The organism is Polynucleobacter paludilacus, from assembly GCF_018687595.1.
GTDB classification, from domain to species: domain Bacteria; phylum Pseudomonadota; class Gammaproteobacteria; order Burkholderiales; family Burkholderiaceae; genus Polynucleobacter; species Polynucleobacter paludilacus.
The window spans coordinates 1,056,584-1,068,816 of sequence record NZ_CP061298.1 but is presented as its reverse complement, the minus strand read 5'-3'; the positions used below and the strand labels follow the sequence as shown (position 1 = coordinate 1,068,816).

Annotated in this window: 14 protein-coding genes and 1 tRNA gene; 10 read left to right on the top strand and 5 right to left on the bottom strand. The window is 48.2% G+C overall.

Annotated features, from left to right (window positions below; genetic code table 11):
* Nucleotides 1-25 precede the first annotated feature (25 nt).
* From gmk to AOC06_RS05645, 3 genes are all read left to right on the top strand, one after another.
* The gene (gene gmk, locus AOC06_RS05655; protein ID WP_215379339.1) at nt 26-655 is read left to right on the top strand and encodes a guanylate kinase; all 630 of its coding nucleotides are present in this window, start codon (nt 26-28) and stop codon (nt 653-655) included.
* A gap of 46 nt (nt 656-701) precedes the next feature.
* Entirely contained in the window at nt 702-905 is a 204-nt protein-coding gene (gene rpoZ / locus AOC06_RS05650) for a DNA-directed RNA polymerase subunit omega (protein ID WP_011902918.1), read from the top strand.
* A 93-nt stretch (nt 906-998) separates the two neighbouring features.
* Entirely contained in the window at nt 999-3,302 is a 2,304-nt protein-coding gene (locus AOC06_RS05645) for a RelA/SpoT family protein (protein ID WP_255880100.1), read from the top strand.
* Here AOC06_RS05645 and greB read toward each other — a convergent pair.
* Nucleotides 3,299-3,799 (bottom strand): transcription elongation factor GreB, encoded by a 501-nt coding sequence (gene greB / locus AOC06_RS05640; RefSeq protein WP_215379334.1) that lies wholly within the window; start codon nt 3,797-3,799, stop codon nt 3,299-3,301. The genes AOC06_RS05645 and greB overlap by 4 nt on opposite strands.
* A gap of 18 nt (nt 3,800-3,817) precedes the next feature.
* Here greB and AOC06_RS05635 point away from each other — a divergent pair.
* From AOC06_RS05635 to AOC06_RS05615, 5 genes are all read left to right on the top strand, one after another.
* Nucleotides 3,818-3,894: transfer RNA gene (locus AOC06_RS05635), tRNA-Arg, on the top strand.
* A 74-nt stretch (nt 3,895-3,968) separates the two neighbouring features.
* Nucleotides 3,969-5,153 (top strand): ABC transporter permease, encoded by a 1,185-nt coding sequence (locus AOC06_RS05630; protein WP_215379331.1) that lies wholly within the window; start codon nt 3,969-3,971, stop codon nt 5,151-5,153.
* Nucleotides 5,153-5,917: an ABC transporter ATP-binding protein gene (locus AOC06_RS05625; protein WP_215285430.1), complete on the top strand. Its 765-nt coding sequence runs from the start codon at nt 5,153-5,155 to the stop codon at nt 5,915-5,917. The genes AOC06_RS05630 and AOC06_RS05625 overlap by 1 nt, the downstream gene beginning before the upstream one ends.
* Nucleotides 5,914-6,858 (top strand): MlaD family protein, encoded by a 945-nt coding sequence (locus AOC06_RS05620; protein ID WP_215379328.1) that lies wholly within the window; start codon nt 5,914-5,916, stop codon nt 6,856-6,858. Before AOC06_RS05625 ends, AOC06_RS05620 begins: the two co-directional genes overlap by 4 nt.
* Before the next feature lie 14 nt (nt 6,859-6,872).
* Complete coding sequence (locus AOC06_RS05615; protein ID WP_215285428.1) at nt 6,873-7,511, top strand: PqiC family protein; 639 nt, start codon at nt 6,873-6,875, stop codon at nt 7,509-7,511.
* A gap of 1 nt (nt 7,512) precedes the next feature.
* Here AOC06_RS05615 and AOC06_RS05610 read toward each other — a convergent pair whose 3' ends face one another.
* From AOC06_RS05610 to AOC06_RS05595, 4 genes are read right to left on the bottom strand one after another with little or no spacing between them, the layout of a single operon-like run.
* Nucleotides 7,513-8,049: an RDD family protein gene (locus AOC06_RS05610; protein WP_215379325.1), complete on the bottom strand. Its 537-nt coding sequence runs from the start codon at nt 8,047-8,049 to the stop codon at nt 7,513-7,515.
* Between the two features lie 9 nt (nt 8,050-8,058).
* Nucleotides 8,059-8,697, bottom strand: a complete 639-nt coding sequence (locus tag AOC06_RS05605; protein ID WP_215379323.1) for a DUF3106 domain-containing protein — start codon at nt 8,695-8,697, stop codon at nt 8,059-8,061.
* A 33-nt stretch (nt 8,698-8,730) separates the two neighbouring features.
* On the bottom strand, nt 8,731-9,189 hold the full coding sequence (locus tag AOC06_RS05600) for a DUF3619 family protein (RefSeq protein WP_255879894.1): 459 nt from the start codon (nt 9,187-9,189) through the stop codon (nt 8,731-8,733).
* Complete coding sequence (locus tag AOC06_RS05595; RefSeq protein WP_215379320.1) at nt 9,186-9,755, bottom strand: RNA polymerase sigma factor; 570 nt, start codon at nt 9,753-9,755, stop codon at nt 9,186-9,188. Before AOC06_RS05595 ends, AOC06_RS05600 begins: the two co-directional genes overlap by 4 nt.
* A 192-nt stretch (nt 9,756-9,947) precedes the next feature.
* On the opposite strand from AOC06_RS05595, the gene AOC06_RS05590 reads away from it, so the two are divergent.
* On the top strand, nt 9,948-11,729 hold the full coding sequence (locus AOC06_RS05590; protein ID WP_215379318.1) for an acetolactate synthase 3 catalytic subunit: 1,782 nt from the start codon (nt 9,948-9,950) through the stop codon (nt 11,727-11,729).
* On the top strand, nt 11,729-12,220 hold the full coding sequence (gene ilvN, locus AOC06_RS05585; RefSeq protein ID WP_112204366.1) for an acetolactate synthase small subunit: 492 nt from the start codon (nt 11,729-11,731) through the stop codon (nt 12,218-12,220). The genes AOC06_RS05590 and ilvN overlap by 1 nt, the downstream gene beginning before the upstream one ends.
* Nucleotides 12,221-12,233: the final 13 nt, after the last annotated feature.

The window sequence follows — 12,233 nt, the reverse complement described above, 5'->3', positions numbered from 1 at the left end:
CAAAACCTTTACATACAATCAAGCTATGACTTTAAATAACGCTTACCAAGGCAGCATGCTGATGATTGTGGCCCCATCGGGCGCGGGCAAATCCTCTTTGGTTAATGCGCTATTGCAGAGTGAGCCTGGCTTAACCCTCTCGCTATCGACCACAACGCGCTCACCCCGACCCGGTGAAGTGGATGGCAGGGATTACCGCTTTGTGACTCCTGAAGTATTTAAGCGGGAACGGGATCAAGCGCAGTTTCTGGAATGGGCTGAGGTTCATGGCCATTTCTATGGCACTTCCAAAACTTGGATTGAAAACCAAATGCAAGCGGGCAGTGATGTGATCTTGGAGATTGATTGGCAAGGTGCTCAGCAAATACGCAAGTTAATTCCAGCAGTGCAGTGGATCTTTATTTTTCCTCCCTCAATCGAAGCCCTTGAAGAGCGTTTACGCAAAAGAGGGCAAGATGACGAGGCGACCATTGAACGACGCTTGGCTGCCGCCCATATCGAGCTCCAGCACGCTCATGAAGCCAATTTCATTGTGATCAATGATGCCTTTGATCAAGCCTTAGCGGATTTACGCCATATTTTGGCGGCAAGCCGCTTACGCTCAGGCCCCGTGATGGCGCGCAACCCCGTGCTTTTAAGGCGCCTTGGGGTGTAATCAGTTATCCTATGGGTATTGAAGCTAAAAACGAAGTGAGTTCAGCATGGCCCGTATTACTGTAGAAGATTGTCTTAAAACCATTCCTAACCGTTTTGAACTGGTTCTGGCTGCCACATATCGTGCTCGCCAGTTGGTTCAAGGTCACTCCCCACGCGTTGAGTCCAGAGATAAAGCAACCGTAGTTGCGTTACGCGAAGTTGCCGCTGGTGTAACCGACCGTGACATGTTGACCAAAGTACCTCTATAAATTAGGAGTTCCGGTGTGGAGCTCCCTCTCAGTCTAAAAAGCAGGGCCTCAAGTGCCTCGGAATCCTCCGGCGTAGTTTCTGGGCAAGCAGAATTGCTTGATCCCCAAAATTCATTAGATGCACAGGCAGGTAAGAAATCGATTATTGCGACTCTGTTGGCGCAATCGAGTCGCCATTTATTCGGCCCAACTTCTGCACCTACTCTGCCACTCAAGCACCAAGTCGTTTCCATTGAGGGTTTACTCAATAAGTTGACCTACCTCAAGCCTGATGAGATTGGCCAAATTAAAAAGGCGTTTCAGTATTCTGATGCAGCCCACCTAGGTCAATACCGTCATAGCGGCGAACCCTATATAACCCATCCAGTCGCTGTTGCTGAGTTATGTGCCACATGGAAATTAGACGCTGCTTCCATCATGGCTGCGTTAATGCATGATGTGATTGAAGATACTGGCTCAACCAAAGCAGAATTGGTTGAGCGCTTTGGGGCGAAGGTTGCTGAACTGGTTGAAGGTTTAACTAAGCTCGACAAACTCGAGTTCCAAAGCCATGCTGAAGCGCAAGCAGAGAGCTTTCGCAAAATGTTCATGGCGATGGCTAGGGACGTGAGAGTCATTTTGGTCAAGCTAGCGGACCGTACTCACAATATGCGGACCTTGGATGCAGTACCGATGGAAAAGCGCCGCCGGGTTGCTGCCGAGACAATTGAAATTTATGCGCCGATTGCCCATCGCTTGGGACTCAATCTGATCTATCGTGAATTACAAGACCTTAGTTTTCGCTACTCAATGCCGATGCGTTTCAGGGTTATTGAGAAGGCTGTTAAACGGGCGCGTGGTAATCGCAAAGAGATGGTGGAAAAAATTCTGCAAGCCACGCGTATGGCGTTTGCCAAATCCGATTTAGTAGTGGACTTGCAGGGGCGCGAGAAAACCCTGTTCAGTATTTATTCCAAAATGCGCGCAAAGCATGTGAATTTTTCTCAAGTGCTAGATGTCTATGCATTTCGCGTGACGGTCAGTTCGATTGATGAGTGTTACCGCGCTCTGGGTATTTTGCATGCGCTGTTTAAGCCCATGCCAGGGAAGTTCAAAGATTACATTGCTATCCCTAAACTCAATGGCTATCAATCTTTACATACGACCCTGATTGGGCCATCAGGTGTGCCAGTAGAGTTTCAGATTCGTACGAGTGATATGCATGCAGTAGCGGAGGCTGGCGTAGCAGCCCACTGGGCCTATAAAGATGGTGCTCCTGATATGAGTGAGGTGCAGAACCGAGCCCACCAATGGTTGCAATCGCTGATTGATATTCAGGATAGTAGTGGCGACCCGCAAGAGTTCCTTGAGCATGTCAAGATTGATTTGTTCCCAGATGCGGTATATGTCTTTACGCCTAAGGGGCATATCCGCGCCTTACCGCGTGGCGCTACTGCGCTTGACTTCGCTTATTCCATTCATAGCGATCTTGGTAACACCTGTGTCGCAGTCAAGATCAACGGACTGCAATTACCGCTGCGCAGTGAGCTTAAGAATGGCGACATTATTGAGGTCATTATTTCGGCAAGCTCGCAACCTAACCCTGGCTGGTTAGCCTTTGTTCGCACAGGTAAAGCACGCGCAGCCATTCGCCACTCCTTAAAAACCAAACATTATTCTGAATCCTTGCAATTGGGCGAGCGTCTTTTGATGAGCGCCTTACGCCAGCAAGGAGTCGATGCTGCTTTATTGACTGGCGAGGTCTGGGAAAAATTACTCCATTGGACAGGCGATAAAACCCGTGAAGAGGCCTGCGTCAATATTGCGCTCGGACGACGTTCACCCCAAGAGCTCGCGATTCGCTTGAAGATTCTGCTCGATGAGGAGGGTATGGGTGAGCAAATGCGGTTAGATGCTGCCGATTGGGCCGCTACACAGCTTGAGCCTTCCTATTCTCATCAGCGCCAGGCCATTATTGTGGATGGTCGCGAGGGCAATTCCATTAGCTTCCAGAGTTGTTGTCATCCCATTCCAGGTGACAACATTATTGGCTACCTCGGTAAAGGCGAGGGCCTGCACATTCACACTAATGATTGTCCCCATGCCTTACGCATGCTCTCAAAAGATGGTGATAAATGGGTTGAGGTGGAGTGGGGGAAAGATATTAATCGCGAGTTCGAAGTGGATCTGGCGGTCGATACTCGCCAAGGCAAGGGTGTACTCGCTCGAGTGGCTAGCAGCATTACCTCCGCCGATTCCAATATTTTGAATGTCTCGATGGACGATCGTTACAAAGAAGATTCTGTAGTGATTCGCTTTACGATTCAGGTTTCTGATCGCTTGCATCTCTCTAAGGTGATGCGTAGCTTGCGCTCAAATCATGATGTGATGCGAGCGACACGCACCCGCTCAGACTAAAGATACTGCACATCTAAGATTTCAATCTCAGTCAGACCGGTAGGTGTCTGAATCTTGACGCAGTCGCCCAATCTGGCTTTGATCAGTGCTTTTGCAATCGGTGAGACCCAGCTCACATTGCCTTTGTCTAAATCGACCTCATCTACTCCGACAATCGTGATGCATGTTTCTTTCCCGGCGTCTTTTCCTTCGAGCGCGGCATAGCTCACGGTAGCACCGAAGAAGATCTGCTCTGCATCAGCTTCTCCCGATTTGCGGGCGGTGTTATCAACTACTACGGCGAATTCCAGCCGTTGATTGAGGAAGCGAATGCGGCGATCAATTTCCCGTAAACGTTTTTTTCCGTAGATGTAGTCGCCATTTTCAGAGCGATCCCCGTTGGAGGCGGCCCAATGGACTACCTTCACAATCTCGGGACGTTCGACGTCTAAAAGCTGCAAAAGCTCAGTTTTGATACGTTCGTGACCGGTGGGTGTGATGTAGTTCTTCTCTTCCATGGCATAATTATGGCTGTTGCGGCTGTAGCTCAGCTGGATAGAGTACTTGGCTACGAACCAAGGGGTCGTGGGTTCAATTCCTGCCAGCCGCACCAAAACACCAAGGGCCTAGTGTAAAAACTGGGCCCTTTTCCTTATGGGAGTCATCGAGATCCCTTATAGTTAGGCTATGAGCGTTTCTCAGACCATTCCCGGCCCATTAGAACAAAACCTCGATTCACCAGTAGCTGAATGGACTTTACTCGACCCCCTGCATGCCAAAGTGGCCCTGAAAGGGCAGGTCAATGTCTACACCTTGGCGCACACTTGGACAGACATTCGCCAAAAGCAGGACGCTTGGTTAACTCAGGCAAAGGGTAAAAATCCCGCACTCTCATTTGATGCCAGCCAAGTCACCTCATTGGATGGCTCCGGATTTGCTTTTTTGATCGATCTTGAGCAGGCGCAAAAAAATGCCAGTGGTCAATTTGAGATCATTGGACTGGATGCGCGCTATCAACCGCTCCTCAAAGAATTTGAGCCGATTGGTAATTTGTTCCCCCCTGCAGTTGTAAAGCCAAAAAGAAGTTTTGTAGTCAGCACCGGAATGGCGACCCAAAACCTTTTGGATGATTCAGCAGGCTTAATTTCTTTTACTGGACACCTCGCATCAGACTTAGCGTGGTCAGTATGTAATCCCGCTAAAGTCCGTTGGGGCGATTTTGTGAATGCCGCTGTTCAAGCTGGTATTGCGGCCTTGCCGATTGTAGGTTTGGTGGCCTTTCTGATTGGCGTGATTTTGTCCTTCCAATCTGCCATTGGTATGCAACAGTTCGGCGCTATCTCTTTTGTGGGCCCCTTGGTTTCTCTCGGCATTTTCCGCGAACTCGGGCCATTGATCACCGCGATCTTATTGGCTGGCCGTTCCTCAGCTGCGTTCGCTGCGGAGATCGGTACGATGACTGTGAACAATGAAGTTGATGCCTTAGTGACAGGCGGTCTCAGTCCAGTTCGTTTCTTGATTGTGCCCCGTGTATTGGCAGGTATTTTGGTGACACCAATTCTGACTTTATTTGCCGATCTTGTGAGCGTCTTTTCTTCAGCACTCACCCTAGTCATTTATGGTGTGCCCATGGTGAACTTCTATAACGGCATGTTGCAGGTAGTCGGTATCGAAGACATCCTGTCTGGCTTGATTAAGGCGACGCTGTTTGGTGTGGTTGTTTCTGCGGTCGGTTGTTTGCGTGGAATGCAAACGGGGACTGGGGCTGCAGCGGTCGGTATCTCTGCAACGCGGGCAGTGGTGAGCAGTATTGTGCTGATCGTATTGGTGGATGGCATCTTTGCCTTCATTTCTTATAAGACGGGCTTCTGATGACAAACACACCAGCCATTGATGTGCAGAACCTGACCGTAGGTTATGGCTCAAATATTTTGCTCCAGAACCTCAATTTCTCCGTGAACGCTGGCGAAATCTTTGTGATTCTTGGCGGCTCTGGTTGCGGAAAATCGAGCCTATTAACCAATCTCAACGGTCTCCATCAACCTTTGGCTGGTGATGTCTTGATTGAAGGGCAGAACATTACGACTGCAGTCGGTGCCGAGCGACAAAAAATTATGACGAGCTTTGGCATGATGTACCAGCAGGGTGCTTTATTTGGCTCAATGAATCTCCTGGATAACGTGACACTCTTTATGGAAGAGTACACCCAGTTGACCCAAGACCAAATGAAGCTCTTAGCACGTTGCAAACTCGATTTAGTTGGTTTGCTGCCTTATGAAAGCTATATGCCGAACGAGATTAGTGGTGGTATGCAAAAGCGCGCTGCCATTGCGCGTGCGATGGCATTGGATCCGAAGATTCTGTTCTTGGATGAGCCTTCTGCAGGTCTTGATCCAATTACCTCAGCAGATCTGGACAGTACCATCTTGGATTTATCTAAAAACCTCGGTTTTACCTTTGTGATTGTTTCTCATGAGTTGGCGAGCATCTACGCCATTGCCGATAAAGTCATCATGCTAGATAAAAAGACCAAAAGTATTATTGCCGAGGGTGATCCCAAGGTATTACGAGATTCCAGCCCCGACCCTCGCGTCCATCAATTCTTTAACCGCATTATGAGTAAGGAAGTCGCATGAGTAACAATGCCAATCCCAATTATTTTCGCTTAGGTGCGTTTGTACTCAGTGCCATCGGCGTTTTGATTGCCATTATTCTGATCTTTGGAGGAGGGCGTTTGTTCAAACCCTCCTTCATGGTGGAAACCTACGTCAAACAGTCTGTCACTGGCTTGGATGTTGGTGCTCCCGTTCGTTTTCGGGGGGTCAAGATTGGACAAGTTACTTTAGTCGGCTTATCTGGCGATATGTATGAGAAAGAAACTCCGATTACGGAGCGCAAAGAATATGTGGTGATCCGGATGCAAATCTTTGGCGATAAGATCGATCAAGAAAGTCTGAATACGTTTGTACAGGATCGTCTTCGTACTCGCGTGAAGTCGATGGGGATTACGGGTGTGAACTATGTTGAGTTTGACTTTGCATCGCACTCTTCTGCAGAAATGTATCCACCGCTAAAATTTCCATGGAAACCGGAGTATTTTGAGATCCCTTCATTGCCAAGTCAGACTGATGAAATTCTTTCTGGCCTACAGAAGATTGTGGATTCATTGAGCAAAGCCGACATACAGGAAACTCAGCAAAAATTTAACGCCTTATTAACCAACCTCAACGTGCTGATGGCTGGCGATGGTAAAGGAAACCAGGGTGTCGTGAAGTCTGTACAAGAGCTCAATATCGTTCTGGAGCGTATCTCTAAGGTGACGGATAAAGGTGAGCTAGAAGTCTTAACCCGAGAGCTGATTGGGTCAATAGTCTCTTTGCGTCAGACTCTCACGAGCGTCCAAGGCAATACAGAAATCTCCATGGAAAATATTCGTCAAACGACCGAACAGCTCAATGAGTTGTCGCGGATTGCCAGTCGCTCGCCTGCCACCCTGATTTGGGGGGAGCCTCCACCAAAAATTATTCTGCCCATGAATGGAACACAAAGCAGTAGCGCTGCGGGAGGTCAAAAATGAGATTCAATCACATCATGAGTGCCAATACGCTGAAGTTCATCCTCTGTGCTGCATCGGCCTGCACATTATTGGCTTGCTCATTGCCAAATCGCCCACCCATCGAGACCAATAGCTGGTTAGTGGCCCCTGTGAGAACGGGTCCTACTTATCAAGCTCGTACGGATATTTGGTTACGGATGGGCACAGTTTCAGTAACGCCCCCATTTGATGGTAAATCTCTGGTCTATCGCTTGGGTGATAACCGTTATGAGAAAGACTTCTATAACGTCTATGCCACATTACCAAATGAGATGGTCTCCAATGCTACTCGTCAGTGGATGAACCAGGCCAATATGTTTGCAATGACGGTGGGGCAGAACACCAGCTTCTTTCCTTTTTATACCTTGCAGGCTAGCGTAGAAGAGTTTTATGGTGATTACCGAGTTCGACCAGAGGCTGTTGTAACAGTCGAGTTCTTCCTCACCGTAACAACAGCAGGTAACGAAAAGCCGGTGATTGGCAATAATCGCTATACCAAGCGAGTTGCTTTGACGAATAACACCCCAGAAGCACTTGTTCAAGGTCAGCAAGAAGCCTTGGCGCAGATCTTGAAGCTATACGAAGTAGAGCTGAATAAGTACGCTGCGAAGTTGCCCAAGCCTTTGGGGCAGTAAGTCAGCTCAGTGTGACCCGATTTGTTGGTAGAACGACTTGACGCGTACCTGCCAACCGATCGGGAAGTCCTTGACGCTGTAATGGACTTACTCGATCCAAGAAGATGCTGAGTGGCCACAAAAAGAGCGCCACAAAAAATAGCATTTCAATAATTTGCCAGCGATGTAAATCAAAGCAGTATTGGATACCAATACAAGGCGCAAGCCATAGTGATCCATAAATGTAACGCCGTATTGCTTGAATGCGGGTCGGCGCCATCCCATTGAGAGCAATCAGTCTGATGCGCCAGGTTTGCATCGCTAAAGTTTGTCCCGTCTTGGTCCAGTACCAAACAAAGTAAAACCCAAGCACGAGATACAGATATAAAAAAGTCAGCCAGCTCGGCAAAGAAATTCCGAACAAAATGCCTAGGGCTAGGTTCGGCAATAAAAAAGTCAAAGCCACAACGCCCAATAAAACGAGCTGTTCATAAAGGCTGCAAAACACTCTGCGCCAAAACAGGGGTGCAGGTAATGCATTTAACTCAGAAGGGGTCATGCAAATAGCTCAATAGGGATTTGAGTTTGAGGAGCTTTCGCTATTAGATTCAGCGGGGGTGGTGCTCGTGCTAGGCGGATTGTGCGGAGCTTTGATGACAATGTCGGACTTTTGAGTTATCGGATGCTGTATCAAGGTTGGCGAGCTTACTGCATTGGGCTTCTTTTTACTCTCCTCGAGCATGGCCAATTTCTTTTTTTGTTCTTCGCTCAGTTTTTGATAGGCACTCCAGGCCTCTGCTTTTTTGTCTGCAGGAAACTTCAGGCTGGCAAGATAGTTCTCGCGGGCAATGCGACGATCTTTTTGGGATAAATTCGACCAACTCTTCATCCTAGATTGAAGGCGTTGTTGCTCTGATTCACTCATCTTTGGGTAAAGATTAGAAACCTGAACCCAGCGTTTACGACTTTCGGGTGTGAGGTAATCCCAGTCTTCCTCTAGCGGAGCCAATATTGCTTGTTGACTCGGTTTTAAGTTATCCCAAATTCCATCTGGTGTTTTCTCGGGAATGCCAGTCGCTTTTGCATGAGCTCCACCTGCTGCTCCAGAGCTTTGAGCTTGTGCGCCGCTTAAGCCAACGGGCCCCAGAAAGCATAAAGCCAGCAGGGCTAGGCTACTGGCGAGATGGTTTTTGAGGGAGTGGGGCATAGGCAGAATTAAGCTGGCTTAGCCAGTATGGGCTTAGTGAGTCGAAGGGTCTACGCTATCAGAGTCCGAGTCTGATAGGGGGCCATTCTTTAAGAAGCTCAAAAAGCCGCTATCTGCATAGGCATCAGGTGGAACATCGTCAGTTAATAAGGCCGCATCGACTTGGGCAATGTCATTAATTCGTGAATCTTGCTGCCACTGAGCAATACCATAAAGACCCAGAACCAAAAAGGCGACGGGTGCAGCCCATCTGAAGCCATCCCAAAGCGTGCTCGAGTGTGATGACCAGTTACCAGTATTAGTGGCTAATACGTTAGAGCGAGCATGCACTTGAGCTTTGCTCAGTGACAGCGCCTTCATACGTACTGCATAAAGACGGTCTTTAATGTTCGCAGGTAAGTTTTGGGCTCCCTGACGCAAAAGAGCAGCGCTGGCCTGACCAAAGCGATCGGCTTCTAGTGGGGTCAAATTGTCAATTTTGCTGTGGTTCACAGGGTAATTCCTTTTAATTTCAATGCTTTAGCTAAAGACTGAGTGGCTCTTGAACAATGTGTTTTTACACTACCTTCACTACAATTCATTGCTTTTGCGGTATCAGAAATACTGAGCTCATCCCAATAACGCATGAGGAAGGCTTCTCGTTGACGGACAGGTAATTTAGATATTTCTGACTCTAAAGCCTGTAAAAGCTGACTTTGTTCCAGCTTTTGAGACCCATCTTGATGAATTTGGCTGTCATCTGGGGCAGAAAGTTGCTCTAAAGGGTCAAAATCATCGTTTTCCTCGGATTTTTTACCCATGCTAGAAAATAGGGTCACCCAAGCATTTCTGACCTTTTGCCTTCTAAACCAGTCATGAATCCGGTTTTGGAGGATACGAGTAAAGACTAGCGGGAGTTCGGCGGCTGGCCGATCACCGTATTTTTCAGCCAGTTTGATCATGGCGTCCTGAACAATATCCAGCGCAGCATCGTCGTCTCGCACAGCGTAGACCGCTTGTTTAAAAGCGCGCTGCTCAACACTGCTCAGAAAATCAGATAGTTCTTGGGCTGATGCCATGCAAAGGATTAGACCTGAATCGGTATGGTTGAGCTATTTTAGGGGATTGCTATAGAATAGAGGGCTTACTGCCGAGAAAATCATTCAAGAAGTGATTTTCTTTGGTAGCAGCGCCGTTCGAACCCAGGTCATAAGCCAGGGACAGAACAGACCAAACAATTTTTTGCCGAAAATTGCAAAGGACGAAAGAAAATGAATACAAGCAGCGCAGAATTTTTAGCTAAAACAGCTAATCCAGACTCAGCCAGCTCCAAAACCCCTCCACCAGAAATGATCGGTGCCGAAATGCTCGTGCATGCTTTGCACGCAGAAGGCGTTGAATTTGTCTGGGGATATCCCGGTGGAGCAGTGCTTTTTATCTACGACGAAATTTTTAAACAGGATAAGTTTGAACATATCCTGGTTCGCCATGAGCAAGCAGCAGTGCATGCGGCTGATGGTTATGCACGCGCAACCGGCAAGGTTGGCGTTGCTTTAGTCACATCCGGTCCTGGCGTAACGAATGCTGTTACCGGAATTGCGACTGCGTATACCGACTCGATCCCGATGGTGATCATTAGCGGTAACGTACCAACTTATGCGATTGGTGAAGATGCTTTCCAAGAAGCGGATACGGTAGGCATTACACGTCCAATCGTGAAGCACAATTTCTTGGTTAAAGACATTAAAGATTTGCCCCTGGTGTTGAAGAAGGCTTTTCATATTGCACGCACTGGAAGACCTGGCCCAGTCTTGGTCGATATTCCCAAAGATATCTCCGCAACCAAGGGACCTTTTGTTTATCCCGAAACCTTGGAGATGCGTTCCTATAACCCGGTAGTGAAGGGCCATAGCGGTCAAATCCGCAAAGCGGTTGCTTTGCTACAAGAGGCTGAGCGTCCTTATATTTATACCGGCGGCGGCATCATCCTGGCCGATGCTGCGCCAGAGTTAAAAGAATTCGCTGATCTCTTGGGTTATCCCGTCACCAATACCTTGATGGGCTTGGGTGGTTTTCCTGGAACGAGCCCACAGTTTTTGGGCATGCTGGGTATGCACGGCACTTACGAAGCCAATATGGCAATGCAACACAGCGATGTGTTGATAGCGATTGGCGCGCGCTTTGACGATCGCGTGATCGGTAATACCGAACACTTTGCAAGTCATCCGCGCAAGATCATCCACATCGATATCGATCCCTCTGTGATTTCGAAACGGGTGAAGGTGGATGTTCCCATTGTTGGCAACCTCAAAGAAGTGTTGCAAGAGATGACTGCGCAGCTCAAAGTAGCAGGGCCGCTGAAGAATGATGCCAAGCTGGCAGCGTGGTGGGCGCAGATTAATGAATGGCGCAAAAAAGATTGCTTGAAGTATGACGAGCAGTCCCAAATCGTAAAGCCTCAGTACGTCATTCAGAAGCTTTGGGAGCTCACTGGTGGTGATGCCTTTATTTGCTCTGACGTTGGTCAGCATCAAATGTGGGCTGCACAGTTCTACAAGTTTGATAAACCCCGTCGCTGGATTAACTCGGGTGGTCTTGGCACCATGGGCGTTGGCTTGCCGTACGCTATGGGCATCAAGAAAGCCTTCCCAGATAAAGACGTTTTCACTGTGACTGGTGAGGGTTCGATTCAGATGTGTATTCAGGAGCTGTCAACCTGCAAGCAATACAACACACCGGTGAAGATCGTGTCTTTGAACAATCGCTACTTAGGTATGGTTCGTCAATGGCAGGAGTTGACCTATAACAAGCGTTACTCCAGTTCATACATGGATTCTTTACCAGACTTCGTGAAATTGGCTGAAGCCTTTGGTCACGTTGGCATGCGCATTGAGAAGAAGTCTGATGTTGAGGGCGCGCTCAAGGAAGCCATTCGCTTGAAGGACCGCACTGTATTTATGGATTTTCAGACCGATCCGGAAGAAAACGTTTGGCCTATGGTGCAGGCCGGTAAGGGCATTAGTGAGATGCTCTTGGGTAGCGAGGATCTCTAATGCGACACATTATTTCGGTTTTATTAGAGAACGAACCAGGCGCTTTATCGCGTGTGGTTGGCTTATTCTCGGCACGGGGCTACAACATTGAGACACTGAGTGTTGCGCCAACCGAGGATTCTTCTTTGTCGCGTATGACGATTGTGACAGTTGGTTCTGAAGACATCATCGAGCAAATCACAAAGCATCTGAACCGCTTAGTTGAAGTGGTAAAGGTCTTTGATTTGACCGAAGGTCCTCATATCGAGCGTGAGCTGATGATGATCAAAGTGCGCGCAGTTGGTAAGGAGCGTGAAGAGCTCAAGCGCACAACTGACATCTTCCGTGGCCGCATTATTGATGTCACCGATAAAAGTTACACGATTGAGCTCACGGGTGATGGCATGAAACTCGATGCATTTATTGATTCGATTGATCGCGCATCGATTTTGGAAACTGTCCGTTCAGGCGGCTCTGGGATCGGTCGTGGCGAACGAATTTTGAAGGTCTAATTTTTTTAACGGA

Bases quoted from the DNA above. Each gene is read 5' to 3' on its own strand.
- gmk (WP_215379339.1), top strand. From the start codon at position 26: ATGACTTTAAATAACGCTTACCAAGGCAGCATGCTGATGATTGTGGCC.
- rpoZ (WP_011902918.1), top strand. From the start codon at position 702: ATGGCCCGTATTACTGTAGAAGATTGTCTTAAAACCATTCCTAACCGT.
- greB (WP_215379334.1), bottom strand. From the start codon at position 3,799: ATGGAAGAGAAGAACTACATCACACCCACCGGTCACGAACGTATCAAA.
- AOC06_RS05630 (WP_215379331.1), top strand. From the start codon at position 3,969: ATGAGCGTTTCTCAGACCATTCCCGGCCCATTAGAACAAAACCTCGAT.
- AOC06_RS05625 (WP_215285430.1), top strand. From the start codon at position 5,153: ATGACAAACACACCAGCCATTGATGTGCAGAACCTGACCGTAGGTTAT.
- AOC06_RS05620 (WP_215379328.1), top strand. From the start codon at position 5,914: ATGAGTAACAATGCCAATCCCAATTATTTTCGCTTAGGTGCGTTTGTA.
- AOC06_RS05615 (WP_215285428.1), top strand. From the start codon at position 6,873: ATGAGTGCCAATACGCTGAAGTTCATCCTCTGTGCTGCATCGGCCTGC.
- AOC06_RS05610 (WP_215379325.1), bottom strand. From the start codon at position 8,049: ATGACCCCTTCTGAGTTAAATGCATTACCTGCACCCCTGTTTTGGCGC.
- AOC06_RS05605 (WP_215379323.1), bottom strand. From the start codon at position 8,697: ATGCCCCACTCCCTCAAAAACCATCTCGCCAGTAGCCTAGCCCTGCTG.
- AOC06_RS05595 (WP_215379320.1), bottom strand. From the start codon at position 9,755: ATGGCATCAGCCCAAGAACTATCTGATTTTCTGAGCAGTGTTGAGCAG.
- AOC06_RS05590 (WP_215379318.1), top strand. From the start codon at position 9,948: ATGAATACAAGCAGCGCAGAATTTTTAGCTAAAACAGCTAATCCAGAC.
- ilvN (WP_112204366.1), top strand. From the start codon at position 11,729: ATGCGACACATTATTTCGGTTTTATTAGAGAACGAACCAGGCGCTTTA.